The sequence below is a fragment of the Tsuneonella amylolytica genome, from assembly GCF_003626915.1.
GTDB classification, from domain to species: Bacteria; Pseudomonadota; Alphaproteobacteria; order Sphingomonadales; family Sphingomonadaceae; genus Tsuneonella; species Tsuneonella amylolytica.
This window is the reverse complement of sequence record NZ_CP032570.1, coordinates 661,232-687,314: the sequence shown is the minus strand read 5'-3', so window position 1 is coordinate 687,314 and position 26,083 is coordinate 661,232. Positions and strand designations below refer to the sequence as shown.

General features: G+C 69.4%; 24 protein-coding genes and 2 tRNA genes. 18 read left to right on the top strand and 8 right to left on the bottom strand.

Annotated features, from left to right (window positions below):
• The first annotated feature begins 73 nt into the window (after nucleotides 1–73).
• The 14 genes from murB (at nucleotide 74) to D4766_RS03445 (ending at nucleotide 14,793) form a co-directional block, all read left to right on the top strand.
• Nucleotides 74–952: a UDP-N-acetylmuramate dehydrogenase gene (gene murB / locus D4766_RS03510; protein WP_120718032.1), complete on the top strand. Its 879-nt coding sequence runs from the start codon at nucleotides 74–76 to the stop codon at nucleotides 950–952.
• Nucleotides 949–1,911, top strand: coding sequence for a D-alanine--D-alanine ligase (locus D4766_RS03505; RefSeq protein WP_120716200.1), 963 nt, complete (start codon nucleotides 949–951; stop codon nucleotides 1,909–1,911). Before murB ends, D4766_RS03505 begins: the two co-directional genes overlap by 4 nt.
• Nucleotides 1,904–2,815: a cell division protein FtsQ/DivIB gene (locus D4766_RS03500; protein WP_120716199.1), complete on the top strand. Its 912-nt coding sequence runs from the start codon at nucleotides 1,904–1,906 to the stop codon at nucleotides 2,813–2,815. The genes D4766_RS03505 and D4766_RS03500 overlap by 8 nt, the downstream gene beginning before the upstream one ends.
• Nucleotides 2,815–4,107 (top strand): cell division protein FtsA, encoded by a 1,293-nt coding sequence (gene ftsA / locus D4766_RS03495; RefSeq protein WP_120716198.1) that lies wholly within the window; start codon nucleotides 2,815–2,817, stop codon nucleotides 4,105–4,107. The genes D4766_RS03500 and ftsA overlap by 1 nt, the downstream gene beginning before the upstream one ends.
• 100 nt (nucleotides 4,108–4,207) lie before the next feature.
• On the top strand, nucleotides 4,208–5,959 hold the full coding sequence (ftsZ, locus tag D4766_RS03490) for a cell division protein FtsZ (protein ID WP_120716197.1): 1,752 nt from the start codon (nucleotides 4,208–4,210) through the stop codon (nucleotides 5,957–5,959).
• 58 nt (nucleotides 5,960–6,017) lie between these two features.
• Nucleotides 6,018–7,850 (top strand): tetratricopeptide repeat protein, encoded by a 1,833-nt coding sequence (locus tag D4766_RS03485; RefSeq protein WP_120716196.1) that lies wholly within the window; start codon nucleotides 6,018–6,020, stop codon nucleotides 7,848–7,850.
• 140 nt (nucleotides 7,851–7,990) lie between these two features.
• Nucleotides 7,991–8,500 carry a type III secretion system chaperone family protein gene (locus D4766_RS03480; RefSeq protein WP_120716195.1) on the top strand — a complete coding sequence of 170 codons (510 nt, stop codon included), beginning with the start codon at nucleotides 7,991–7,993 and terminating at the stop codon, nucleotides 8,498–8,500.
• Between the two features lie 47 nt (nucleotides 8,501–8,547).
• Nucleotides 8,548–9,351 carry a pyrroline-5-carboxylate reductase family protein gene (locus tag D4766_RS03475; RefSeq protein WP_120716194.1) on the top strand — a complete coding sequence of 268 codons (804 nt, stop codon included), beginning with the start codon at nucleotides 8,548–8,550 and terminating at the stop codon, nucleotides 9,349–9,351.
• A gap of 95 nt (nucleotides 9,352–9,446) precedes the next feature.
• Entirely contained in the window at nucleotides 9,447–10,181 is a 735-nt protein-coding gene (locus D4766_RS03470) for a Bax inhibitor-1/YccA family protein (RefSeq protein ID WP_120718031.1), read from the top strand.
• 172 nt (nucleotides 10,182–10,353) lie between these two features.
• A complete protein-coding gene (locus D4766_RS03465; protein WP_162935643.1) occupies nucleotides 10,354–11,259 on the top strand; it encodes a hypothetical protein in 906 nt (301 codons plus the stop codon).
• Between the two features lie 116 nt (nucleotides 11,260–11,375).
• Nucleotides 11,376–11,451 (top strand) — tRNA-Ala (locus D4766_RS03460).
• A gap of 200 nt (nucleotides 11,452–11,651) precedes the next feature.
• The gene (gene obgE / locus D4766_RS03455; protein WP_120716192.1) at nucleotides 11,652–12,710 is read left to right on the top strand and encodes a GTPase ObgE; all 1,059 of its coding nucleotides are present in this window, start codon (nucleotides 11,652–11,654) and stop codon (nucleotides 12,708–12,710) included.
• Nucleotides 12,711–12,745: 35 nt separating this feature from the next.
• Entirely contained in the window at nucleotides 12,746–13,879 is a 1,134-nt protein-coding gene (gene proB, locus D4766_RS03450; RefSeq protein WP_120716191.1) for a glutamate 5-kinase, read from the top strand.
• A complete protein-coding gene (locus D4766_RS03445) occupies nucleotides 13,876–14,793 on the top strand; it encodes an NAD-dependent epimerase/dehydratase family protein (RefSeq protein ID WP_120716190.1) in 918 nt (305 codons plus the stop codon). The genes proB and D4766_RS03445 overlap by 4 nt, the downstream gene beginning before the upstream one ends.
• Here the strand turns inward: D4766_RS03445 and D4766_RS03440 are convergent.
• From D4766_RS03440 to D4766_RS03425, 4 genes are read right to left on the bottom strand one after another with little or no spacing between them, the layout of a single operon-like run.
• The gene (locus tag D4766_RS03440; RefSeq protein ID WP_234024878.1) at nucleotides 14,790–15,893 is read right to left on the bottom strand and encodes a mechanosensitive ion channel family protein; all 1,104 of its coding nucleotides are present in this window, start codon (nucleotides 15,891–15,893) and stop codon (nucleotides 14,790–14,792) included. The genes D4766_RS03445 and D4766_RS03440 overlap by 4 nt on opposite strands.
• Nucleotides 15,890–17,086 (bottom strand): cystathionine beta-lyase, encoded by a 1,197-nt coding sequence (gene metC / locus D4766_RS03435; RefSeq protein WP_120716189.1) that lies wholly within the window; start codon nucleotides 17,084–17,086, stop codon nucleotides 15,890–15,892. The genes D4766_RS03440 and metC overlap by 4 nt, the downstream gene beginning before the upstream one ends.
• 1 nt (nucleotide 17,087) lies before the next feature.
• Nucleotides 17,088–17,933: a sulfurtransferase gene (locus D4766_RS03430; RefSeq protein ID WP_120716188.1), complete on the bottom strand. Its 846-nt coding sequence runs from the start codon at nucleotides 17,931–17,933 to the stop codon at nucleotides 17,088–17,090.
• 54 nt (nucleotides 17,934–17,987) lie between these two features.
• The gene (locus D4766_RS03425; protein WP_120716187.1) at nucleotides 17,988–19,169 is read right to left on the bottom strand and encodes a hypothetical protein; all 1,182 of its coding nucleotides are present in this window, start codon (nucleotides 19,167–19,169) and stop codon (nucleotides 17,988–17,990) included.
• 107 nt (nucleotides 19,170–19,276) lie between these two features.
• Between D4766_RS03425 and queF the strand changes: the two genes are divergently transcribed.
• The 3 genes from queF to fumC are packed head-to-tail and all read left to right on the top strand — an operon-like array spanning nucleotide 19,277 to nucleotide 22,134.
• Nucleotides 19,277–19,729 carry a preQ(1) synthase gene (queF, locus tag D4766_RS03420; RefSeq protein ID WP_120718029.1) on the top strand — a complete coding sequence of 151 codons (453 nt, stop codon included), beginning with the start codon at nucleotides 19,277–19,279 and terminating at the stop codon, nucleotides 19,727–19,729.
• A gap of 55 nt (nucleotides 19,730–19,784) precedes the next feature.
• Nucleotides 19,785–20,702 carry an ATP-grasp fold amidoligase family protein gene (locus D4766_RS03415; RefSeq protein ID WP_120716186.1) on the top strand — a complete coding sequence of 306 codons (918 nt, stop codon included), beginning with the start codon at nucleotides 19,785–19,787 and terminating at the stop codon, nucleotides 20,700–20,702.
• A 55-nt stretch (nucleotides 20,703–20,757) separates the two neighbouring features.
• Complete coding sequence (fumC, locus tag D4766_RS03410; RefSeq protein ID WP_120716185.1) at nucleotides 20,758–22,134, top strand: class II fumarate hydratase; 1,377 nt, start codon at nucleotides 20,758–20,760, stop codon at nucleotides 22,132–22,134.
• On the opposite strand, the gene xth is transcribed toward fumC, so the two are convergent.
• The 4 genes from xth to D4766_RS03390 all read right to left on the bottom strand — a co-directional run bounded on the left by xth (nucleotide 22,131) and on the right by D4766_RS03390 (nucleotide 25,263).
• Nucleotides 22,131–22,904, bottom strand: a complete 774-nt coding sequence (xth, locus tag D4766_RS03405) for an exodeoxyribonuclease III (RefSeq protein WP_120716184.1) — start codon at nucleotides 22,902–22,904, stop codon at nucleotides 22,131–22,133. The genes fumC and xth overlap by 4 nt on opposite strands.
• 31 nt (nucleotides 22,905–22,935) lie before the next feature.
• Nucleotides 22,936–23,008, bottom strand: a tRNA-Thr gene (locus tag D4766_RS03400).
• Nucleotides 23,009–23,074: 66 nt separating this feature from the next.
• Complete coding sequence (locus tag D4766_RS03395; RefSeq protein WP_120716183.1) at nucleotides 23,075–23,950, bottom strand: hypothetical protein; 876 nt, start codon at nucleotides 23,948–23,950, stop codon at nucleotides 23,075–23,077.
• Nucleotides 23,947–25,263, bottom strand: coding sequence for a replication-associated recombination protein A (locus D4766_RS03390; protein ID WP_120716182.1), 1,317 nt, complete (start codon nucleotides 25,261–25,263; stop codon nucleotides 23,947–23,949). The genes D4766_RS03395 and D4766_RS03390 overlap by 4 nt, the downstream gene beginning before the upstream one ends.
• Before the next feature lie 98 nt (nucleotides 25,264–25,361).
• On the opposite strand from D4766_RS03390, the gene D4766_RS03385 reads away from it, so the two are divergent.
• Nucleotides 25,362–26,012: a PadR family transcriptional regulator gene (locus tag D4766_RS03385; RefSeq protein WP_120716181.1), complete on the top strand. Its 651-nt coding sequence runs from the start codon at nucleotides 25,362–25,364 to the stop codon at nucleotides 26,010–26,012.
• The last annotated feature ends 71 nt before the right edge of the window (nucleotides 26,013–26,083 follow it).

The following is a 26,083-nucleotide window of genomic DNA, read 5'->3' as shown; positions in this document are numbered from 1 at the left end:
CGAACGGCGCGGTTGGCGCGCGGGCTCGGCCCCCGACGCTTCGGTCGAGGAGGCAAGCGTCGTGCCATTCTCGATGGACGGCATTCGCGGTCGTCTGACCGCCGACGCCCCGCTCGCGCCGCTGGTGTGGTTCAAGGCCGGCGGCAGGGCCGACTGGCTGTTCGAGCCGGCCGATTTGGAAGACCTCAGGGATTTTCTCACGCGGCTGGGCGGCGACATGCCGGTCATGGCGCTGGGCCTCGGCAGCAATCTCATCGTGCGCGACGGCGGCGTGCCGGGCGTCGTGATCCGGCTCGGCAAGGCCTTCGCCACCGTCGAGGCGCGCCGCGACAAGGTGCTGGAATGCGGCGGCGGGGCGAGCGGCATCCTGGTGTCCAGCAAGGCGCGCGATGCGGGCGTCGCGGGCGTCGAATTCCTGCGCGGCATCCCCGGCACCGTCGGCGGCTTCGTGCGGATGAACGGCGGTGCCTACGGCCGCGAGGTGGCCGACGTGTTGATTGACTGCGACGTGATCCTGCCCACCGGCGACTTCGTCACGTTGCCGACGCGCGACCTCGAATATACCTATCGCCATTCCGCATTGCCCGAAGGCGCAGTCGTCGTCTCCGCGCGCTTCCAGGGGCGCGAGGGTGTCCCCGCCGAGATCGGCGAGGAAATGGACCGCATCGCCGCCGCGCGCGAGGCGAGCCAGCCGCTGCGTACCAAGACCGGCGGATCGACCTTCAAGAACCCGGTTGGCGGCAAGGCCTGGCAACTGGTCGACGAAGCCGGCTGCCGCGGCCTCGCGCTCGGCGGCGCGCAGGTGAGCGAGAAGCACACCAACTTCCTCATCAACACCGGCGATGCGACCAGCGCCGACATCGAAGGACTGGGCGAACTCGTGCGCGAGAAAGTCTATGCGAGTTCCGGCGTGAGCCTCGAATGGGAAATCCAGCGGGTGGGGCGCCCATGATCGACCAAGCGAGAGCCAAGCATCATGTCGCCGTTCTGATGGGCGGCTGGGCCAACGAGCGCCCCGTCAGCCTCATGTCGGGCGAAGGTGTCGCGAAGGCGCTGGAGGCACGGGGGCACCGGGTCACGCGGATCGACATGGACCGGCAAGTGGCTGCGCGCATCGCCGAGGCTGCGCCGGACGTCGTCTTCAACGCGCTCCACGGCGTGCCGGGCGAGGACGGGACGGTGCAGGGCATGCTCGACCTGATGGGCGTGCCCTACACGCATTCGGGCCTGGCCACGTCGGTGATCGCGATCGACAAGGAGCTGACCAAGCAGGCGCTTGTGCCGCACGGGGTGCCGATGCCGGGCGGGCGGATCGTGGACAGCGCGAGCATCCACGAGAAGGACCCGCTCGCGCGGCCCTACGTGCTGAAGCCGGTCAACGAGGGCAGTTCGGTCGGCGTGGCGATCGTCACCGACGAAAGCAACTACGGCAACCCCATCCGCAAGGACGTGAAGGGCCCCTGGCAGGAATTCGACCGCCTGCTCGCAGAACCCTACATTCGCGGGCGCGAACTGACCGCCGCGGTGCTCGACGACGGCACCGGCCCGCGCGCGCTGACGGTGACCGAACTCGTGCCCAAGTCGGGCTTCTACGATTTCGACGCGAAGTACACCGACGGGATGACCGAGCACGTCTGCCCGGCCGAAGTGCCGGAGCGCATCTTCGAGCTGTGCAAGGCCTACGCCGTGCAGGCGCACACGCTGCTCGGCTGCAACGGCTGCAGCCGTACCGACTTCCGCTGGGACGACGAGCAGGGAGAGGATGGGCTCTTCGTGCTGGAAACCAACACCCAGCCCGGGATGACCCCGCTCAGCCTCGTGCCCGAACAGGCGAAAGCCTGCGGCATGAGCTACGAGGATCTGGTGGAAGCGCTCGTCGAGGAAGCACTGGACAGGGCGGGGCATGGCTGAGACGATCAACCGCAAGGGCAAGGGCGTGCGCCGGTCCGCCGCCGCGCAAAGCCGCGCGGCCACAGCGCGCAAGGCGAAGGCGAAGACCAGCGGCGCGGTCGGCGGCGCGCTGTCGCTGCTGCCCTTCACCGAGGATCAGCTCCACAAGGTGTTCCTCGCGATCATCCTCGGCGGGGCGGCGGCGCTCGCGTGGTTCGTCGCGAGCCTTGCCGGCGTGCCCGCGCTGGCCCAGGCGCAGGTCGCCGCGATCGCCAGCGACGCGGGCTTCGAAGTGCGCCGGGTCGAAGTGACCGGCGTCGAGCGTATGAACGAGCTCAAGGTCTACGAACGCGTGCTGGCCGAGCGCGACCGGCCGATGCCGCTCGTCGATCTCGCCGCCATCCGCGCGGATCTCCTGTCGCTGTCGTGGGTCGAGGATGCGCGAGTCAGCCGGCAGCTTCCCGACACGCTGGCGATCGACATCGTCGAGCGCACGCCGCGCGCCGCCTTGCGCAAGCCGGGCCGACTGGTCCTGATCGACGGCACCGGGCACGAGCTCGAGCCGGTGACCGAAGCGAACGCGAAGGGCATGCTCAAGGTTTCGGGACCGGGCGCCGCCAAACAGGTGGCTGCGCTCGACACCCTGCTCGATGCCGCACCCGCGCTGAAGCCGCAGGTGACCGAAGCCGAATGGGTCGGCAACCGCCGGTGGGATATCACTTTCAAGACCGGCCAGGTCCTGGCGCTGCCGCACGGCGACGATCCGTCCGCCGGCGCGCTGGTGCAGTTCGCGCGTCTCGACGGGGTGAACCGCCTGCTGGGGGGCAAGGTCGCCGCGTTCGACATGCGCGCGCCCGACCGCATCTACATGCGCATTCCCGGCCGGGCCGAGAAGCAGGCGCTCGAAGCCAAGGGAGGCGAATGATGGGGCTGCCGCGCATCGCCAAGGTTTTCGGCGCGGTCAACGTCGGGAGCTTCCGCATCTCTGCGATGATCATGGGCCTGTCGGAAACCGGCGAGATGATCGTGCTGGGCAGCGGCAACCGCGCCGCGCAGGGTATCAAGCGCGGCTACGTCACCGACATGGCGGCCGCGACCTACGCCATCCGGGACGCGGTCGAGCGGGCGGAGAAGAACGCCGGGACTTCGGTCCAGAGCGTGTGGGTCGGATGTGCCGGGGCGGGCCTTTCCAGCCGGGTCGCGAAGGTCGAGATCGACATCGGCGGGCGGCGGATCGAGGAAGACGATATCGAGCACCTGCTGGTCGCCGCGCGCGACAGCATCCAGCCCGACGGCCGCATGGTGCTGCACGCGCAGCCCGCACATTACACGCTCGACGGCGCGCATGGGGTCGCCAACCCGCGCGGCCTCCACGCCGAGCGGCTGGGCGTCGACATCCACGTCATGCTCGCCGACGGGGCGCCGGTGCGCAACCTTATCGAGGCGGTGCAGAACGCGCACCTCGACGTGGAAGCGGTTGTCGCCGCGCCGATCGCGGCAGGATACGCCTGCCTTTCGCCCGAGGAACGCGAACTCGGCACCGCGCTGGTCGAGATCGGCGGCGAGGTGACCAACGTGGCGCTCTATGCGGGCGGCATGCTGCTGGGGCTGACAGCAATTCCATTCGGATCGTCCGACATCACCGACGCGGTCGCCGGCACGTTCGGCATCCGCCGCTTCCAGGCGCAGCGCCTCAAGAGCCGCTACGGATCGGCCATCGCGAGCCCCAGCGACTACAAGGACATGGTGCCGGTCAACGGACCGAACGACACGGGCGCGGACGACGCCGCCGCGCCGCTCGCGCGCGGGGCGGACGAACAGAACCGCGTCCCCCGCGCCGAACTGGTGTCGGTCATCACCGAACAGCTCTCGCGCCTGACCGACGAGATCAATCGGGCCTTGAAGGCGATGGGCTTTTCGGGTGCGAAGGGCGGGCAGGTCGTCGTGACCGGCGGCGGGGCCGAACTCGCGGGGCTTGCCGAATTCCTCCAGAGCGCGCTCGGCCGGCCGGTCCGCATCGGCAAGCCGCCGGCCCTGCGCGGGCTGGGCGAGGCGAACGCGACGCCCAGTTTCGCGACGCTGGCGGGCCTGTGCCTCTATGCCGCGGACGATCCCATCGACATCCGTTCGATCGGCCCGAAGACGACGCCCACGACCCGCTATACCGGGCTCGGACTGGTGAACCGGGTCGCCCGCGCGATGAAAGAGTACTTCTAAGCCCTGTGGAAAAGGAATTTCATCCTATCCCCGGGCGAATCGCTTCGTGTAAGACGAGCGTAACCATTATCCTGCGCCCCATTCCCCGGAGGGAAGCCCCATGAGCATCAACATCGGACCCCCAGCCACCGACGACCTGCGTCCCAAGATCACCGTGATCGGGGTCGGCGGCGCGGGCGGCAACGCCATCGCCAACATGATTTCCTCGGAGATCGAGGGCGTCGATTTCATTGTCGCCAATACCGACGCACAGGCATTGAGCACGGCGGCGGCGGACAGCCGCATCCAGCTCGGCCCCGACATCACCGGCGGGCTCGGCGCGGGCGCGCGGCCCGAGGTCGGCAAGGCTGCGGCCGAAGAGACCGTGGCCGAGATCGAGGACGCGCTCGAAGGCGTGAACATGTGCTTCATCGCCGCCGGCATGGGCGGCGGCACCGGCACCGGTGCGGCCCCCGTCATCGCCGAGGCCGCCCGCCGCAAGGGCGTGTTGACCGTCGGCGTGGTGACCAAGCCGTTCCTGTTCGAAGGCACCCGCCGCATGCGCGCGGCCGAGGCGGGCATCGAGGAACTGCAGAAGCACGTCGATACCCTGATCGTCATTCCCAACCAGAACCTGTTCCTCGTCGCCAAGGCGGAGACCACGTTCAAGGAAGCGTTCATGCTGGCGGACGAGGTCCTGCAGCAGGGCGTCCGCTCGATCACCGACCTCATGGTCATGCCCGGCCTCATCAACCTCGATTTCGCCGACGTGCGTTCGGTGATGCAGGAAATGGGCAAGGCGATGATGGGCACCGGCGAGGGCGAGGGCGAGAACCGCGCGCTCGAGGCCGCCGAACGCGCCATTGCCAACCCGCTGCTCGACGGCGTCAGCATGGCGGGCGCCAAGGGCGTGATCATCTCGATCATCGGCGGCGAGGACATGAAGCTGCTCGAGGTCGACGAAGCGGCGAACCACATCCGCGAGCTGGTCGACGAGGATGCGAACATCATCTGGGGCTCGGCCTTCAACCCCGACCTGTCGGGCAAGATCCGCGTGTCCGTGGTCGCGACCGGCATCGACGGCACCGGGGAAGTGGCGATGAACCAGCCCCGCTCGTTCGCGCTGGGCGCGGGACGCGCGCCCAAGCGCCCGGTGCTCGAACTGCCGGAGGCCGACGAGTACGAGGCCGACGAACCGGCCACGCCGCCGGCTCCCGAACCGGCGCGCGTCCCGACCGGTATGGGCGAGGACGAGCCGCTCGAGCTCGAAGCGCCGGTGATGGACGAAGATGGCACCGATGCCGAGGACGAACCGTTCTTCAGCGACGGTGGCGGCGAAAGCCCGGTGACGGCGCAGCAGCGCGGCGCGCTCGATCTCGGCGGCATGCGCCAAGGCTACGGCGACGAGGACGAAGGCGAAGACGACGACGACGTCGAGGGGATCGTCGATCCGCTCGCGGGCCTGCGTCGCCCGGAAACCGACGAGGACGACCGATACGGCGCAACCTACGGGAACGGCGGCCGCGACGAGGCACCGCTCGATCTCTCTAACGAGGCGTCCGGTTCCGGCTCCGGTCGCCAGGACGACCTCCTCGGCGATGCCGACCGGCTTGCCGCGCAGGACGCGCCGATCCAGCCGCAGCTCGGCGGCGGTCGCCGCCGCGGGCTCCTCTCGGGCAATTCGGAGGATAGCGGGGCGGCCCCGGCGGGCGGCGGCACTGCCGCGCCGAGCGCGGGCAGCACCCTGTTCGAACGCATGGCCAACCTCTCGCGCGGGGGCGCCAAGCCGGCCGAAGACGAAGACGAGGACGACGACGGCGGCTCCGCCTCGCTGTCGATCCCGCGCTTCCTCGGCCGGCAGAACAACCAGTAGGATGGGACAGGCCTGCCCGTTCCGCGGTGGTTAAGCCGGAGGCGGGCAGGATCGCGTGATGCCGCTTCAACGATCCCGCACCCCCCGCCGCGCTGCCGCGGCCCTGCTCGCGACACTTCCGTTCGCGCTCGTCGCGCATCCGCTGGCTGCCCAGGGGTATCCGGTCGTGCAGGCCACGCCGCCGCCGGCGCAGGGCGAGCTTTCGCGGGCGTTGCAGCGGCTGGCACGGTCCCCGTCGGATTTCGACGCGCTGGTGGCGGCGGGGCGAGCGTCGCTGCAGCTCGACGATATCGACGCAGCTATCGGGTTCTTCGGCCGCGCCGACGTGATCCGTCCGGGCGATCCGCAGGTAAAAGCGGGCCTTGCCGGCGCCAACTTGCGCTCGGGCCGCCCGATCGAGGCGATCGCGCTCTACGAACAGGCGGTGGCGGCAGGCGCGCTGCCCGCGACTATCGCCGCCGATCGCGGGCTCGCCTACGATCTCGTCGGCGACAACGTCACCGCGCAGGCGCAATATCGCCTCGCGTTGACCCAATCGCGCGACGACGAGACGCTGCGGCGGTTGGGGCTGAGCCAGGCGATTTCGGGCGACGCGACCGGGTTCGAGGCGACGCTGCTGCCCATGCTCCAGCGCCGCGACCTCGCGGCCTATCGCGCGCGGGCGTTCGGCCTTGCGATCCTCGGCAAGGAGCAGGACGCGGTCGCCATCGCGGAGGCGGTGATGCCGCGCGACATGGCCAGCCGCATGTCGCCGTACCTGCGGTACATGCCCAAGCTCACTCGTGCGCAGCAGGCCGCGGCGGCCAACCTCGGCAGTTTCCCGCGCGCCGCGCAGATCGGCCGCGACGATCCGCGTTTCGCCCAGTATTCGGGCGCGCAAACGGCCGCCCCGGCGGCGACGGGCGATGCGCGGTTGGCTCCTGCCGGGCAGCCGCTCGGCCCGCGCCAGGCATCGAGCCGCACGTCCCGGCGCCAATCCACGGCCGAGAGCCGCCGTGCGAGCGCTCCGCCGCCGCCCCCGCCACCGACGGTGACGGTAGCGCGCGAAAGTACGCAAGTCCGTGAACCGACGCGGGTAGCGAGACGGACTGCGCCCACGCGGGATCCACAGACGCGCCAGCGTATCCGCTATTCTCCGCCGCCGCCTCCCCCTCCCGCGGCGCGGGTGGCCACAATTGCTGCACCTTCGCCGACAGCGACGCGTGCGGTTGACCCACCGACGTCGGCCGTCGTCCCGCGAACCGAACTGCCGCCCGTACAAGATGCTCCGCGACCCATCGTCGTGGCCGAACTTCCGCCGTCGAGTGCGTCACAAGGTTTTGCGCCCCTACAAACGCAATTAAGCGCTGCGGCGCCGATCGAGGGTTCGCCTGCGGTCGCGGCCGCGCAGGTCGCGCCGCCGGTGACGATCGTGCAGGTTCCGGTGCCTGCGGCTTCGACCGCGGTCGAGGATGCGAGCGTGGCCGATGCCTTCGCAGACTTGGCGACCGCGCCCACCGCGCGCGCGCCTGCCGTGGGCGCCGTCGACATCACCACGATCAAGCCCAAGCTCGAACTGCCGCCGCCCCCGCCGCCCAAAGCTGCTCCGCCTCCGCCGCCCCCTCCGCCGCCAAAGCCCAAGGTGCCAAGCCGCGTGTGGGTCCAGGTCGCGACCGGCAAGGATTTGAAGGCGCTGGCGTTCGACTGGCGCAAGTTCGGCAAGAAGGCGCCGGAGCTTCTCGGCAAGCGCAGCGCCTACACCGCCGAATGGGGCCAGACCCGCCGGCTCGTGACCGGACCCGTCGATTCGGCGAAAGCGGCGAACCAGCTCGTGGCCGACCTCAAGAAAGCGGGTATCGACGCGTTCGTCTTCACCAGCGAGGCGGGCGAGGACGTGGCGCCGCTGAAGTAGTCACGACGCGCGCCCACAGCTTTTGCACAGGCTGTGAACAGGGTTATCGAATTGTCCCCAAGCGTTAACCGCCGCCTCATTGCGAGCTGCGGGGCACGTCTCCATCCAGTGCGCATGAACACCGAAACGGGATCGCAAAAATGAGGATCGGTCAGGAGGAGAGCGGCGCGGCACCCGACGACGCCGCTCCGCTCGACATGCTCGCCGCGCTGTTCGAAGCGCGGGGCTGGGCCTACGAATCGGTCTCGCAGGACGAGATGACGGCCGAAATACAGGGAAGCTGGACGACCTATCAGGTGCGCGCGATCTGGCGTTCGGGCGACAGCGTACTGCAACTGCTGTGCCTGCCCGACATTCGCGTGGCCGAGGGCAAGCGGGCGGCGGCTTTCGAGCTCCTCGCGCTGGTCAATGAACAGCTCTGGCTCGGCCATTTCGATGTGTGGTCGCAAGGCGGGATGCTGGTCTATCGCCACGGACTTCTGCTGGGCGACGAGGGATTGCTGGGGCTCGACCAGGCGCAGGGCCTTGTCGAGACGGCGATCGACGAATGTGACCGGTTCTATCCCGCCTTCCAGTTCGTGCTGTGGGGCGACAAGTCGCCGCAGGATGCGCTGACGAGCGCGATGGTGGACGCCGAAGGCGAAGCCTGACCGCGCCGGGTCTGGCGCGAGCGGGCGGCGCATCCTAGATCGCGGCTATGTTCGAACGGATCCTGATCGCCGGGTACGGCACCATGACCGGCGCGATGGTGGACGGCTGGTTGCGGTCCGGCATTCCTGCTTCAACGTTCACCGGACACGGCCCGCGGGCGAAGGACGTGCCGGCGGGCATGGCATTCGTGACCGAAGTGCCTGCGGGACCGTTCGATGCCATCGTCCTGGGCTTCAAACCGCACATGCTCGCCGATGCGGCACCGCCTCTCGAGCCGTTGGCAGGGCCGGGAACGACCGTGGTCTCGGTACTGGCGGGCGTCGATCTCGCCACGCTCGGGCGCGCTTTTCCGCGCGCCGGGGCGGTCGTGCGGCTGATGCCCAACCTTGCCTGCGCGATCGGCAGGTCTCCCAACGCGCTTGTGGGGAAGGGGCTGGATGGGCCCGTGCGCGAAGCGGTGACCGATCTTGCCACGCGCCTCGGGACGGCCGAATGGCTGCCCGACGAAAGCCAGTTCGAACTCGTCACTGCGCTGGCCGGATCGGGTCCGGGCTTCGTCTATCGCTTCATCGACGCGCTGGCGGCCGGCGCCACGCGCCTGGGGCTCGAACCGGCGCAGGCGCAGCGGCTGGCCGTGGCGATGGTCGACGGGGCCGGCGCGCTCGCCGCCGCCTCGCCCCATTCGCCCGGCGAACTCGCCCGCCGCGTGGCGAGCCCCGGCGGAATGACGCAGAAAGGCCTCGACGTGCTCGATGAAGGCGAGGCGCTGACCCGGCTCGTGTGCGAAACCTTGCGCGCCGCGCGCGACAGGGGGCGACAGATGGCCGGCGAAGCGCGCGGCGAAGGTTAACCGCCGCAGGTCCGGTTTTCCTTGAATAGACGGGAAAAGCACCCGATATTGCCTCTACCGGCTTGTCGTCGCTCGGCGCCGGAATGGAGATTGTGATGGCTGACTACAACGATCGCCGCACCACGACGGCCACCAGCTTCGGTTCGGTGCCGCGTACTGGCGGGCAGGTCGTCTTCGACGAGGGACTGCGCAAGCACATGCTCTCGATCTACAACTACATGACCAGCGGCGTGCTGCTGACCGGAATCGTGGCCTTGCTCACGTTCAATTCGGGTCTGGCGTACAATTTCGCGAGCGGTCCGCTGATGTGGATCGTGGCGCTGTCGCCGCTGGCGATCGTCTTCGCGATGAGCTTCGGTGCGAACCGCTTCAGCAAGACCACGCTGCAGATGATGTTCTGGGCCTTCGCGGCGCTGATGGGCCTCAGCATGTCGACGATCTTCCTGCGCTTTACGGGCGGATCGATCGCGGTGACCTTCATGGCGACGGCCGCCGCGTTCGCGGGGCTCAGCCTGTTCGGCTACACCACGAAGAAGAGCCTCAGCGGCTTCGGCACGTTCCTCATCATGGGCGTCGTCGGTCTGCTGGTGGCGATGATCGCCAATATGTTCATCCAGAGCGCGGCCCTGATGTACGGGATCAGCTTCATCGGCGTGCTGATCTTCGCCGGTCTGACGGCCTACGACACGCAGCGCCTGAAGAACGAGTATGCGGTGCTCCGCGGTACCGAGTTCGCCGGCAAGGCGATCGTGCTCGGCGCGCTGACGCTGTACCTCGACTTCATCAACATGTTCCAGTTCCTGCTCAGCTTCATGGGCAACCGCGAATAGGGGTTCGGGCGCGACTCGGTTCGTCGCGCATCGGATTCGCTTCATCGTGCCCGGGATGCCAGCCGCATCCCGGGCATTTTCTTTGTGCGTCAGGGGGCTTAGAGGCGGATCGCTTCAGGTGCGCGCAAGGCGCAGCCTGCCATTTCTTGCGGGCTGAGGAGGGCCGCACCGCATGTCCAAGACGAATTCCGCACCTGTCCGAATTATCACCGTCGCCATGGGCCTTGCCGCCCTTGCCGGGTGCGCGACGCCGCCGCCCCCGCCGCCCCCGCCTCCGCCGCCCCCGCCGGTGGTCGAATCCATCCCCTACCGTCCGCTTCCGCCTGCTGGCGCGGCCTACGTCATGTCGATCCCCGGCATCGGTCCGGACGGCCAGCGCGCGACGATCCTCAAGGGGCTGAACGACGACGAGCGGCTGTGGTATTTCCGTTCCGCGTGGAACGTGGCCGCGCTGAATTGCGTCGGTCCTGAGGACCAGCCGATCCTCGACGGATACCGGACCTTTCTCACCGGCAACGCGAAGACGCTGAAGGCGGTCAACGAACGTCTCGATCGCGAATACGCGAAGGAATACCGCCAGCGTAGCGAAGCGATCGCGACGCGGGAGCGGCTGATGACGATCGTCTACAACTACTTCGCCCTGCCGCCGGCGCGCGCCGAGTTCTGCCAGGCCGCCCGCCAGGTCGCGCTCGCGCAGTCGGCGATGGGGAAGCCGGACGCCTCGGCGCTGGTCGCGGCGAACTTCGTCCAGTTCGAAACCCCGTTCGAGAACTTCTTCAACGCGTACGAACAGTATCAGCGCGAATCGGCCGCATGGGACGCCCAGTACGGCGCTCGCTATGGCGCGTCGCAGCCGGGTTACGTCGCGACCCAGGCCGCGCTCGCCAGGGCGGCGCCGGAAGTGGGCTCGGCCGACCTCGTCGCCACCACCACGCAGCCGGTGGTGCAGGGCGGGGCGGTGACCGACACCGAAACGGGCGCCGCGATCCCGGTGCTCACCCTGCCCAAGACCGAGCAGGCGGTCCCGGTCGTCCAGCCGGTGCCGGACGCGACGGTGAGCCCGGCCCCGCGACCCTGACGCGGGTTCCTTTCGCCAACGAAAGGAGACCGCACAAAGGTCTTTCAATCCCCTGCGCGGTTCGCTAAGCGCCGCGCTCCGCGCAGGGGAGACCTTTTGCGGGAAGGAACTGGAACGGGGCCGTAGCTCAGCTGGGAGAGCGCGTCGTTCGCAATGACGAGGTCAGGGGTTCGATCCCCCTCGGCTCCACCAGTCCACCGATAAAGGCCGCCGCTCGGCCTGCAAACGGCACCGTTCTTGCGCTTCCGGTGCTCACGACCTGAATGGTCGCTGCGCGCCGGTTCTCGAACGGCACCATTTTCGGCTCGACCGGCGACCTTTCTCGGCGAACTGGACCGACTTCATTTCAGCCTGAGCTTGTCGAGGGCCGCGTGCCAAGGCTAGCGTAGACCATGCATTTTCTCGATCAGGCCAAGATTTATCTCCGCTCGGGCCAGGGTGGACCCGGTGCCGTCAGCTTCCGGCGCGAAAAGTACGTCGAGTACGGCGGCCCGGACGGTGGGAATGGCGGGCGCGGCGGGGACGTGGTGTTCGAGGCCGTCCATGGCCTCAACACGCTGATCGACTTCCGCTACGCGCAGCATTTCAAGGCGGCACGTGGCGGACACGGCATGGGCAAGGACCGCACCGGCGTGAGCGCGCCTGATCTCGTGATCGAGGTGCCCGTCGGCACGCAGGTGTTCGACGAGGAACGCGAGGAATTGCTCGCCGACTTCACCGAGGTCGGCCAACGTGTCGTCATGCTCGAAGGCGGCATGGGGGGGCGGGGCAACGCCAGCTACAAGACCAGCACCAACCGTGCGCCGCGCCAGCACCAGCCGGGGGAGCCCGCGCAGGAGATGTGGGTCTGGCTGCGGCTGAAGCTGCTGGCCGACGTGGGTCTGCTGGGCCTGCCGAACGCGGGCAAGAGCACTTTCATCAACCAGGTTTCGAACGCCCGGGCGAAGGTGGGGCACTATGCCTTCACCACGCTCGTACCGAAGCTCGGCGTCGTGCATCACAAGGGCCGCGAGTTCGTGCTCGCCGACATTCCCGGTCTGATCGAGGGCGCCGCGGACGGCGCGGGTATCGGCGACCGGTTCCTTGGCCATATCGAGCGGTGCCGGGTGCTCATCCACCTGATCGACATCGCCGGAACCGACCCGGCCGAGGCCATGCGCATCGTCGAGGCCGAACTGGAGGCTTACGGCGACGGGCTGGAAGACAAGCCGCGGCTGGTCGCCTTGAATAAGCTGGACCTCGCCGATGCCGAACTGGTCGAGGGGTTTTCCGCAGAGCTCAAGGCGGCAGGGGCCGACGAGGTCTTCCCGATCTCCGGGGCCACCGGCGCTGGTATCGGCGCGTTGCTCGATGCCGTGCTCGCCTACCTGCCCGAACGGACCGCGACCGAGACGCGCGGCGGCGAAGTCGAGGAAGCGGGCGAGGACAGCGCCGACTGGTCGCCGATCTAGGTGACGGGCGCGTGCGCGTTCGCTAGGCGGCGCGCATGGCCGTGACCGCGCTTTCCCACCTGACCGACCCCGCCGCCTGCCCGCGGCTGGTGCTGAAGGTCGGCTCCGCTCTCCTCGTCGAGCGGGGCGGCGGCGCGCGGCGGGAATGGATCGCCGCGCTCGTGGCGGAAATCGCCGCGGCGCGGGCACGCGGGCAGCAAGTCGTCGTGGTGAGTTCGGGCGCGATCGCGCTGGGTGCCGCGCGATTGGGCCTCGAGCGCGGCGGGCGCGGCAACCTCGCCGATGCGCAGGCCGCCGCCGCGGTCGGCCAGATCGCGCTGGCGGGACTATGGGCGGACCTCCTCGCCGCCGAAGGGCTGGTGGCCGCGCAACTCCTGCTCACGCTGGACGATCTGGAGGATCGCCGGCGCTACCTCAATGCATCGTCCACGCTGGCGCGGCTGCTCGAGGCCGGGGCGGTCCCGGTGGTCAACGAGAACGACAGCGTCGCCACCGCCGAAATCCGCTTCGGCGACAACGACCGGCTCGCCGCGCGGGTGGCGCAGGCGGCGGGGGCGGACGCGGTCGTCCTCCTCAGCGACATCGACGGGCTGTTCGACCGCGACCCCGCCGATCCCGCTGCCGAGCTCGTGCGCGAAGTCGCCGGGGTGGACGAGACCGTCCGCGCCATGGCCACCGGCGGCTCGGGGTCGGGCATGGGATCGGGCGGCATGGTGTCGAAGCTGGAGGCGGCCGAGATCGCCGGCCGCGCCGGGATCGCCCTCGCCATCGTGAACGGCAATCATGCCGGACCGCTGGGCCGCGCCGTCGAGCGTGACACGGGCACGCTGTTCCTTCCCCAACGGCGCGACGGCGGGCGCAAGGTATGGCTGGGCGGACGGATCGCGCCGGTGGGCGTACTGACGGTCGATGCGGGCTGCGCCGACGCATTGGCAACCGGATCGAGCCTGCTCGCCGCCGGCGTGCTGCAGGTCGACGGTGATTTCGTGCGCGGCGACCTGGTGACCATCCATTCTGCGAAGGGCGACCGGCTGGCGCAGGGCCTCGCCGAATATTCCGCCGCCGAGTGCCGCACCATCGCGGGACGCAGTTCGGCGGAGCACGCGGACTTGCTTGGTTATTCGCCCCGCGCGGCGGTCGTCCACCGCGATCACATGGTCCTGCTGTGAAGGATCGGCTCGTCGCAGTGACCGGCGGTACGGGCTTCGTCGGCAAGGCGTTGCTCGCCGCGCTCGTCGCCGAAGGGGCGCACGTCAGGGCGCTGGCGCGCAAGGTTCCCGCCGAGACGGACGGGATCGAATGGGTGCAGGGCGATCTTGCGAACCGTGCCGCGCTCGCGCGTCTAACGGACGGCGTCGAAGCGGTGGTCCACGTCGCCGGCCTCACCACCGCGCCCGACGCCGCCGCGTTCGAGGCCGCCAACGTGGGCGGCACGATGGCCGTGCTGGAAGCGGCGGGGAAGGCGGGCGTGCGCCGGTTCGTCTTCGTGTCCTCGCTCGCCGCGCGCGAACCGTCGCTGTCGGCCTACGGCGCGTCCAAGGCGCGGGCGGAGAAGCTGGTGGCGGCGAGCGGGCTCGACTGGACCACGGTGCGTCCGCCCGGGGTCTACGGCCCGTGGGACGTCGACTACCTCGAGATGTTCCGGATGGCCAACCGCGGGTTCGTGCCGGTGCCGCCGCCGGGCAGGAGCTCCCTGATCCACGTCGCCGACCTCGCCGACCTGCTGGTCGCCCTCGTACCCCCAAACGAGGCGTCCCTGCACCGCGTGTTCGAACCCGACGACGGCCATGCGGGCGGGTGGAGCCACCGCGAACTGGCGCGGCTGATCGGCTGGGCGGTCGGGCGGCGGCCCACCGTGTTGCACCTGCCGGCCGGCGCCCTGCACTTTGCGGCGAAGGCCGACGGGTTGGTGCGGCGGAGCAAGGCGCGGCTCACCGCCGACCGGGCGGCCTACATGGCGCATCCCGACTGGGTCGCGCGCCCCGAATGCCATGTGCCGCAAGCCGTCTGGCGCCCTCGCATCCCGACCCGAGACGGCATGAAGCGGACCGCCGAGTGGTACCGCGCAAAAGGCTGGCTCTAGGCCGGCGGGGCGTCCTCGTCGGCAGCGCCCGGCTTTTCCACCCTCTGGGCGATCGCGGCGACGAGCTGCTGGAATTGCGCGCTGTCGCGTAGGTTGATGTCGCGCTGGGGGAAGGGAATTTCGACCCCCGCCTCGGCGAACAGGTCCCACAGCCGCTTCAGCACATCGGAGCGGACGTTGCCGGTCCCTTCCTCCGGATCGTCGATCCAGCAATGGATCACGAAATTGACCGAACTGTCGGCGTAGGCATCCAGCCACACCGTCGGCGGCGGCGTCGTGAGCACGCGGGTGGCGCTCCTGGCGGCTTCCAGCATCAGTTTCTCGGCGAGCTTCAGGTCGCAGGAATACGAGACGCCGACCGGGACCTGGATGCGGACGTTCTTCGAGGAATAGGACCAGTTCTCGACCTGGTTGACCATCAAGTTCTCGTTCGGGATCAGGTATTCGCGCTGGTCGCGTGTGGTCAGCGACACCGCACGGATGCCGATCTTGCGAATCTGGCCGAAGGTCATCGCCCCGCTCGAATCGGCGATCGCGATGACGTCGCCCGGCTTGATCGAACGGTCCATCAGCAGGATGATACCGGCGATCAGGTTGCCGAAGGTCTTCTGCAGGCCGAAACCGATCGCGAGGCCGAACGCGCCCGAGAACACCGCCAGCGCGGTAAGATCGATGCCGAGGATGTCGATCCCCATCAGGATCGCGATGGCCCAGACCGCGATCGTGACTAGCTTTTCGGCGAGCAGCCGCTGGGTGAGGTCGAGCTTGGTCATCCGTCGCAGCAGCTTGCGCGATCCGCGGGCGAGGAAGAAGGCGAGCGCCCAGACGGCCAGCAGCACGAGCGCGACGACGATCGCATCCCACAGCGATACGTGGAACTTGCCGACGTCGATCGCGATACTGTCGAGCGTGTCGACGATACCGGCCGCCGCGCCGCCCCCCTGTTCGGCCACGACGTCGCGGATGCCTTCCGCCGCCTTCACTCCCGCTTCGGTTTCGACCGGCGAGGGGCTGGGAACCGGGGTGACGGCTGCGGTCGCCATCGCGGTGGCGGCGTCCGAGGGGGCGGCGCTGTCGGTCGGCAGCGGTAAGGCGGTCATTCCTGCTCCATCGCGGCAAAGGCCCGGTCGAGATCGGCGACGAGATCGCCGGCATCCTCGAGCCCGATCGACAGCCTGATACCCAGCCGGTCCTCGGCTGCCAAACCGGCGGGCGGCCAGCGCCCTTCGGTGCGGATGGGGGCGGGATCGAAAGGGATGGCGAGACTTTCGAAGCCCCCCCACGAATAACCGATGCCGAACAGCCGCAGCGCGTCGATCAGCCGCGCACGGGCGGCTTCGTCACGCTCGGCGAGCACGAAGCTCAGCAAACCGCACCCACCGGTGAAGTCGCGGGTCCAGAGATCGTGGCCCGGCGCGCCCGGCAGCATCGGGCACAGCACGCGCGCGACCTCGCTACGGCCTTCCAGCCAGCGCGCGATCTCGAGCGCGCTCGCGGTGCTGCGCTCGAGGCGGACCGCCATCGTGCGCAGACCCCTCAGCGCAAGCGCGGCGTCGTCGGGCGAGACCACGTGACCCAGTGCCTGCGCGGTCTGGCGCAGCCTGCCGTGCCACGGTTCGCCCGCGCTGGCAGAGCCCATCATGAGGTCGGAATGGCCGCCGACATGCTTCGTGAGGCTCATCACCGCAATGTCGCAACCGTGCGCGAGGGCCGCGAAGCCGAGCGGGCTCGCCCAGGTGTTGTCGATGACCGAGACCGCACCATGCTCGCGCGCAAGGGCGGCGAGGGCCGGCACGTCGCACACTTCCATCGTCAGGCTGCCGGGGCTTTCCAGCATCACGCAGCGCGCGCCGTCCTTCAGCGCCGCGCGGTACCCCGCGATGTCGAGCGGGTCGAAGAACCGCGCCCTCACCCCGAACCGACCGAGCAGCCCGGTCGCCATCGTCCGTGTGGGTTCGTAGGCGTTGTCGGTGACCAGCAGCGTGTCGCCGGGGCGGAGCACCGCCAACAGCGCGCCCGCGATGGCCGCGACGCCGCTGGGGTAGAGCACCGTGCCCGCGGCACCGGGTTCGAGGCCCGTGATCGCATCGGCGAGCGCCCATTGCGTCGGCGTGCCGCGGCGGCCGTAGTAGAAGTGACCATCCTCGTTGGGCCGCCCGCGCTTGAGGTCGGCGCTGTCGGCATAGAGGTGCGTGCTCGCCCGCCAGACCGGCGGATTGACGACCGCGCCGGTCCATTCCACGCGGCGACCGGCCTCGACGACGCGGGTGGCTGGCTTGACGTCGCCGGCCATATCAGGCGGCCGGGCCCTTCGCCTTGGGTGTAGTCATGTCGGCACCCCACTCGGCCCAGCTGCCGTCGTAGAGCGCGGCGTCCTCGATCCCCATGCGGTGCAGCGCGAACAGGAGGACCGACGCCGTCACCCCGCTGCCGCAATAGGCGACGATCGGGCGGACAAGGTCGACCCCGGCCGTCTCGAACACGGCGCGCAGGTCCGGCGCCGGGCGCAGGGTGCCATCTTCGGCATAGAGATCGCGGAAAAAGACGTTGCGCGCGCCCGGAATGTGCCCGCCGGGCAAATTGTGGACGGTGTCGACAGTCTCGCCCGTGAAGCGGCCGGCATCGCGCGCGTCCACGGCCTGCTCGGCATGGGTTTCGAGATTCTCGCGCATGTCCTCCTTGCGGCGCACCGGGCGGTCGAAGTCGGCGGGCCGGACGAGGACGGGCTCGCCCGCGCTGTCTCCGGTTTCGAGCGGCCGGCCCTCCGCCCGCCAGGTGGCGAGGCCCCCGTCCAGGATCGCCACCCGCCCGAAACCATAGCCGGTGAGGATCAGCCACGCCCGCGCGGAAGTCTTCACGTCGCTGTCGTCGTAGATCACGATCCGCGTATCGCGGTGCAGCCCGAGCGAGCCGAACACGGTCGCGGCCTGCGTGTGCCCGGGGAGCGTGTAGCCGACGGGCGAATGCGGGTCGGCGAGGCGGCCGAGGTCGAGGAAGCGCGCGCCCGGAATGTGGCCTGCGCGAAAATCGGCTTCCGCATCCCGGCCCGCGACGGGGAGGTGGCGCGTGGCGTCGAGCACCACGAGGTCGCCGGCGCCGAGTTCGCGCGCCAGCCAGTCGGTCGTAACGAGGCTATCCATGGGCAGGGACGCTAGCGGCGGCGTCGCCGCGCGTCGAGCCGCCTCTTGCGCCCGTCAATCGAGCGGTTTCTGCCCGACGGCGCTGTAGGTCTGCGGCATTTCGTCGAGCCGGAAAGGCTGGAGGTTCTGGCCCGGCGCCTGCGGCAGCAGCCCGACGACGAACGTCCTTGCCACCGGCTCCATGCCGGCCGATTCGGCGCGCACCCTCAACAGCGGAACATAGACGACCGCCCTGCCGTGCGGGATCGGGCGGATCTGGGCGACCGGCAGACGCAGTTCGCCCGCCAGCCGCGCACTCTCGCCGGGTTCGAGCCGCTCGATGTCCTTCATCGGCGCCAGCGGCACCGCCGGGTCGGCGAGCTGCTGGTTCGTCGGGATGCGTGCGTGCGCGGTCACGAGATCGCCGCCGAAGCGCACGCCCTCCAGCGCGCGGGACGACCGGTTGGTGACGATGAGTTCGTATGACAATGTCGCGAACATCATGCTGCGCGACAGCTTGATCGCCCGCGCATCGATCCGCAGCTGGGGCCCAGGGGTGGCGGCGGGCGCCGCAGGCGATGCGGCAGCCGCTGCCTTGGCGGCAGGAGCGGGCGCGCCAGCGGGAACCGGCGGGACGATCCGCGGCGGTTCGATGATCGCGGGCGCGACCGGGCGCTCTGAGCGTCTGCGCCACCACACAGCGCCCGCGCCGGCCGCCGCCGCCAGCCCGGCAAGCGCGAGCAGCCAGCCGTACGATCCGCCTTCATCTTCCGCCGGGGCCGTCGCGGCGGGGGGAACGGCCGCGCCCGGCACCGGCAGCGCGGGTTCGGACGCCGCGACCGTGGGATCGTCGGGAAAGAGCTCCGCCGAGGTCGCGGTCGCCTCGGCCGATTCCTGCGCGGTCGGCGCGGCGGGCGGGGTGAAGCGCGGGGGCAGGGTGCTGCCGGGCGCCTGCGTGCTGCGCGGGGCGGGGGTGGGCGCGGGTGCGGCGCGCGGCACGGGGCGCGGTTCGGGCGTGGGGGTGGGTGTCGGTACCGCACGCGGGGTCGGCGTGGGGGTCGGCGCAGCGCGCGGGCGGGTCAGGATCGGCGCATCGGGATCGACCGGACCCTGCACGTCGTTCGGCGTGGGCGTCGGCGTCGTCGGCAGCCGGAAGCCGCCGGGGCTCGTCGGCGCGGGTTGCGGCACGTCCTGAGCGGCGGCGGCCGCCGCGGATACCGCGATCGCGATCAGACTGGCGTGGGCGAAAAGTTTCATCGTTCCGGTAGGGCGCAATCCAAGCGTCGGACGCGCTGAATAGGCACTGAATTGGCGCTGTCCACCGGCTCCTTGCGGCGAGGCGTTTTTCGCGCCAGATGCGCGGCATGAGCGACACACCTCTCCACCTCGGCCAGACGAGCACGCTGCCGGCCTCTCCCGAAGAAGCCGTCCTCGACTACGTGCCCAACCCGCGCGCCGGCACGCTCTACATGGTGCGCTTCGCCGCGCCCGAATTCACCTCGCTCTGCCCGGTCACCGGCCAGCCCGATTTCGCGCACCTCGTGATCGACTACGCCCCCGGCGAGACGATCGTCGAGTCGAAGAGCCTCAAGCTGTTCCTGGGCAGCTTTCGCAACCACTGCGGCTTTCACGAGGACGTGACCGTCGGCATCGGCCAGCGCCTTGCCGAGGAAATGCAGCCCCGCTGGCTCCGCATCGGCGGATACTGGTACCCGCGCGGCGGCATCCCGATCGACGTGTTTTGGCAAACCGGCGCCGCGCCCGAGGGACTGTGGGTGCCCGATCAAGGCGTGGCTTCCTACCGCGGGCGGGGGTAGAGAAGTGTCGTAGCGGACGGCTTTCGTCCGGAAAGGTCGGGTGACAACCGTGGCGATGCAGAACCAGACGGACCTCGATCCTGCCGACAATTACGCTGCTGTCGCGGCGATGTTCGTCGAGAAGTTCGGGCGCGATCCGCTCCCGCCGGAGAACCGGGACGCACTGATCAACGACCTCATCTTCATGCGGATGATCCGGCCGGATTGGTCGGCGCTTCAACGATCGCTGGTGGACAAGAGCACGGCCAAGGTTGCGGCGGCCTCGCTGTACCCGGACCTGCGCGTTCCTGAAACGCTCGCCGTGATTTCGATGGACGGCGTGTCGTCGCCGGCAGCCCTTGCGGAGCGACTGGCGCCGTTCATCGGCCGCGACGCGGTCGCCAAGCCTGCGCAGGCGAGCGGCGGCACCGTATTTCTCAAGCACCCCGTCAGGGACGAAGAGCTGCACCAGTTGTTCGATCTGGCCAGCCGCGACTACGCGCTCGTCATGCGCGAAATGCAGTATTTCGGAATGCCCAAACGCGTCGTCGTCGAACGGCTGGTCCCCACCCCGGGCGACGGAACGCCCGACGATTTCAAGTTCCATTGCATCTACGGCGAGCCGATCCTGTGCCAGATCGACCACGCCCGGTTCGGCGAGCGGTGGAGCCGGGTGATGCGGCTGCCCGGCTTCTCGCCCCTGCATGACGGCGACGGACTGGTCCCGCCAGCCAGCGTGATCTGGCCCGAGCGCAGCCGGATGGAGGAGATGGCCGCCATCGCAGCGGCGCTCTCGCGGCCGTTCGACTACGTCAGGGTGGACCTCTACAACGGCGTGGACGGCATCTATTTCGGCGAGATGACGTTCACCCCGTCGGCGTCGCTCGGGATCGCGCCGTCGGCTGCGGGTTGCCACCGTATGACCGACACCCACCGCGCGTACAGCGGCGCCCTGATGGACGCATATCACCGCAAGGTCGCGCCGCCGGTCTGAGGTTTTGGCCGGGCCGCTCCTTGCGAATGGCTGCCGGCGAGACCAGTTTCCCTTCATGACCACCCGTACCGAAACCGACACGATGGGCGCGATCGAAGTGTCCGCCGACCGCCTGTGGGGCGCGCAGACCCAGCGCAGCCGGGAGAACTTCCGCATCGGCGGGGAGACGATGCCGCTGCCGCTCATTCATGCCTTGGGCGTGGTGAAGCGCGCCGCGGCGGAAACGAACCGCGACCTCGGCCGGCTGGACGGAAAGCTCGCCGACGCGATCGTCGCGGCCGCGCAGGAAGTAGCGGACGGCACGCTCGACGACGAATTCCCGCTCGTCGTCTGGCAGACCGGGTCGGGCACTCAGACCAACATGAACGCCAACGAGGTGATCGCCAACCGGGCGATCCAATTGCTGGGCGGCACGGTGGGATCGAAGGACCCGGTCCACCCCAACGACCACGTCAACATGAGCCAAAGCTCCAATGACACGATCCCCACCGCCATCCATGTCGCGGCGGCAGGCGAGGTCGCGGGGCACCTCCTGCTTGCGCTGGAGCGGATGCACGGCGAACTGGCGACGAAGGCGGAGGCGTGGTCCGATATCGTCAAGATCGGCCGGACCCATACGCAGGATGCCACGCCGCTGACGCTGGGGCAGGAATTCTCAGGCTACGCGGCGCAGGTCGCTGCCGCAATCGAGCGGATCGAACTGGCGCTGCCGGGCCTCTACGAACTGGCGCAGGGCGGCACCGCGGTCGGCACCGGGCTCAACGCGCCCGGCGGCTTTGCCGAGGCGGTGGCGGCGAAGATCGCGGAGATCACCGGCCTGCCCTTTGTCACCGCGCCCAACAAGTTCGCCGCGCTCGCCGCCGACGATGCGCTGGTGTTCGCACACGGCGCGATCAACGCGGCGGCCACCGCCCTCTACAAGATCGCCAGCGACATCCGCCTGCTCGGCTCCGGCCCGCGGGCCGGGCTGGGGGAGCTGGCCCTGCCGGAGAACGAACCGGGCAGCTCGATCATGCCGGGCAAGGTCAACCCGACCCAGGTCGAGGCGCTGACCCAGGTCTGCATCGAGGTGTTCGGCAACCACGCCGCGCTGACCTTCGCCGGTAGCCAGGGGCAGTTCGAACTCAACGTCTATCGCCCGCTGATGACGTGGAATTTCCTGCGATCGGTCCGGCTGCTGGGCGATGCCGCGGCGAGCTTCACCGAACACCTGCTGGCGGGCCTCGAGCCGCGGCGCGAGAACATCGCGCGCGGGGTGGAGAACAGCCTGATGCTGGTCACCGCCCTCGCGCCCGAGATCGGCTACGACAAGGCTGCCGCTATCGCCAAGGCGGCGCACAAGTCGGGTTCGACCCTGCGCGAAGCAGCTTTGGAGGCGGGGGTGAGCGGCGAAGACTTCGACCGGCTCGTCCGGCCGGAGGACATGGTCTAGCCGGAAAGTTCGATCCAGGCCGGCGCGTGGTCGCTGGTCTTCTCCCACCCGCGGGGGGTCCGATCGACACCGGCCGCCTCCAATCGCTTCGCCAGCGGCGGCGACAGTAGGAAATGGTCGATGCGCAGGCCCGCGTCGCGCTCGAACGATTGCCGCCAGTACTTCCAGAACGTGTACATCGGCGCATCGGGATGAACCGTGCGGATCGCGTCGATCCACCCCTGCGCCACGAGACTGGCCCATGCCGCGCGGACTTCGGGTGCGAACAGCGCGTCGTCGGTCCAGCGTTCGGGCTTGTAGACGTCGAGCGCGGTCGGCATCACGTTGAAGTCCCCCGCCAGCATGACCGGCAACCCGCTGTCGAGCAGGCTCCGCGCATGCTGGGCGAGCCGCGCGAACCAGCGCATCTTGTAGTCGAACTTGGGTCCCGGGCGGGGGTTGCCGTTGGGGAGGTACAGCGCGCCGATCAGAACGCCGTTCACGGCCGCCTCGAGATAGCGGCTCTGTCGGTCGTCGGGATCGCCCGGCAAGCCCCAGCGGGTCTCGTGGATTTCGCCCACCCGGCTGGCGATGGCGACGCCGTTCCACCGGCTCTGCCCGTGCCAGATTGCATCGTATCCCAAGTCGCGGAGCGCGGCGGCGGGAAAGGCATCGTCCGGTGCCTTCAGTTCCTGCAGGCAGACGACGTCGGGCGAAGCCTCTTCCAGCCAGCGCAGCAACACCGGCAGGCGGCCATTGATCCCGTTGACGTTGTAGGTCGCGATACGCACGCTTCGTCAACGCACGAACGTGGAAGATCGGTGCCGGCTGCAGGATTCGAACCCGCGGCCCCCTGATTACAAATCAGGTGCTCTACCAACTGAGCTAAGCCGGCGCGCGTGGAGGAGCGGCCCTTAGGGCAACCCACCGCAGTGCTCAAGTAGCCGAGCGCAGGGGCCGGTCAAAGCGCGCCGAAGGTCCATCCTTCGGTTCGGGCGATCTCCGGTGTCATGGCGGGCGGGGACCAGTACTCGCTTGCGTGCGCGACGGTGCGCAGCCACGCGGATGCAAGCAAGGCGTCGCTGCGGTGGTCGTCGATCCCCCCGCGCCCTCGCACCGGCTTGCTGCCAAGGTTTGCCAGCGCTTCGGCAAGTTCGGCAAAGGTCCTGAGCTTGCTCCGGCCGGGCGGTCGACCCGCCGCCACGGCAGCGATGGTCGTGTATATCTCGACGGCAAGCGAACCTTGCGCCGGCACGGGATCGAAGGGCCAGATCGGGATTGCCCCGTCGATCCGGTGAAGCACGCGCATGCCCGTCAGGCTCGCCTTGCCGACCTGACTGGCCCCGACGAGGTTGAAGTTGCTCGTCGGGCGGCACCCCAGCGCGATCTGGCCGACCCGCTCGGTGACCCGCAAGCGCCCGATCCCCCCGCCGAACAGGTCGCCCTCACGCCCGCCGTGCCGGCGGAAATGACGCGCGATCTCCGGATGGTCGACGAAACCGGTCGCCGCCAGATGCGGGTCGTCGGCACTCAGTTCCTCGACGAGCCTCCATAGCGATCGCGCATCGTTCGGACTTGCCGCCCAGCCGGGAAAATAGGCCCCGACGTCGTCCAAGGCGAGAGACCCCGATATGTCGAGCCCGACCAGAGTGTCGTCCGGCATTTCCTTAAGCAGCCAGTCGGCGACTTCCATCCGCGACCAGCGGTGCCCGGGCCGCACGATGCGCGGGGCGTCGTCGCCGGGCTCGCAGATGGCGAGCGCGATGCCGGCATGGCGCTCCCCCGCCGCGCCCGACCAGTCGATCGCGGCGAAGTGCCGGAACCGCTCCGGCGTCATCCCTGTCGTTCGGCGCGCAGCTTGGCCCAGTAGTCGAGCCGCTTCCTGACCTCGCGCTCGAACCCGCGCTCGGGCGGGTCGTAGTAGCGCTGACGGTCCATCTCCGCGGGCCAGTAGTCGTCGCCGGAGAAGCCTTCGTCGGTGTCGTGATCGTAGCTGTAGCCCTTGCCGTAGCCGATGTCCTTCATCAGCTTCGTCGGGGCGTTGAGGATGTTGGCCGGCGGCATCAGGCTGCCGGTCTCCTTCGCGCTCCGCCACGCCGCCTTCTGCGCCTTATAGGCTGCGTTCGACTTGGGCGCGGTGGCGCAATAGAGGCACGCCTGCACGATCGCGAGTTCGCCCTCGGGACTGCCGAGAAAGTCGTAGGCATCATTGGCGGCGAGGCATTGGACCAGCGCCTGCGGATCGGCGAGGCCGATGTCCTCGCTCGCCGCGCGCACCAGGCGGCGCAGCACGAACAGCGGCTCCTCGCCGGCCACCAGCATGCGCGCCATGTAGTAGAGCGCGGCGTCGGGGTCCGACCCGCGCAGGGCTTTGTGCCATGCGGAGATGAGGTTGTAGTGCCCCTCGCGGTCCTTGTCGTAGACCGCCACGCGGCGTTGCAGGAAGCTGCCGAGTTCCGCAGGATCGAGCGGCGCATCGATCTTCGCGGCGTAGAGCGTCTCGGCCTGGTTCAGCAGGAACCGGCCGTCGCCGTCGGCGCTCGCGACCAGCGCCTCGCGCGCTTCCGATGTGAGGGGCAACGGGCCCTCCAGCTCCTCGGCCTTGTCGAGCAGCCGGCCGAGGGCCGCCGCGTCGAGGCGGTGCAGGATCAGCACCTGCGCGCGGCTGAGCAATGCGGCGTTGAGTTCGAAGCTAGGGTTCTCGGTCGTCGCGCCGACGAGGGTGACGGTGCCGCGCTCGACGAAGGGCAGGAAGCCGTCCTGCTGCGCGCGGTTGAAGCGGTGGATCTCGTCCACGAACAGCAGCGTGCGCTGTCCGGCCTGCGCCGCCTTGTCGGCCTCGGCGAACGCCTTCTTGAGGTCGGCGACCCCGCTGAACACGGCGCTGATTGCGGCGAAGCGCATGCCCACGGCATCGGCGAGCAGGCGGGCGGTGGAGGTCTTGCCGGTCCCCGGCGGCCCCCACAGGATCATGCTCGACAGCCGCCCCGCAGCGACCATCCGGCCGATTGCGCCTTCGGGCCCGGTCAGATGCTCCTGCCCGACCACTTCGTCCAGCGACCGCGGCCGCAACCGGTCGGCCAGCGGCGCGCCCGCGCGCGGCTCGTCCGAGACGGGGGAGGGGAGGCTGTCGGGAAACAGGTCGGCCATTGGGGGCCATGTAGGAAGTTGTCGGCGATGCGACGAGGGGGCTTGAACAAAGAGCGTTCCAAGATATATCGTGAGGCATCACGAGAAAGGATAAGGCGATGCACGATCATCATCACGGACGCGGCCACCGGAAGAGCTGGACCGAATTGTGGAACGCCGGGGGCTTCGGTCCCGGCGGTCCCTTCGGGCGCGAGGGTCCGTTCGGGCCAAAGGGTCCGTTCGGTCCCGATGGCCCCTTCGGACCGGACGGTCCGTTCCGCACGGGCCCGCGCGGCGGCGGTCGCCGTGGCCGCATGTTCGGGCAGGGCGAGTTGCGGCTGGCACTGCTCAAGCTGGTCGCCGACCAGCCGCGCCATGGATACGAGCTCATCAAGGCGATCGAGGACCTGACCGGCGGCGAATACGCACCGAGCCCCGGGGCGGTCTATCCGACGCTGCAACTGCTCGCCGACGAAGGGGCGATCGCCGAGAAGACCGACGATGCCAGCCCGCGCAAGCCGTTCGAGGCCACGCCCCAGGGACACGAAGAATTGGCCGGCAAGACCGACGAGGTCGAGGCGATCTTTTCCCGCTTGACCGCCCATGGCGAGCGTCAGCAGCGTGGCCGCTCGCCGCAACTGTCGCGGGCGATGGGAAATCTGGCCCAGGTGCTGAAGCACAAGACCCGGTCCGGCTCGTTCGACGAAGCGGCGATGAACGACATCGTCGACATGATCGATGAGGTTGCCAAGCGCATCGAACGGCTCTGACACCGATTGGCGCACTCGCGGCGGCGTGGTATCGCCGCCGCGGGTCGCCATCCAGTGGGAGGGATACGATG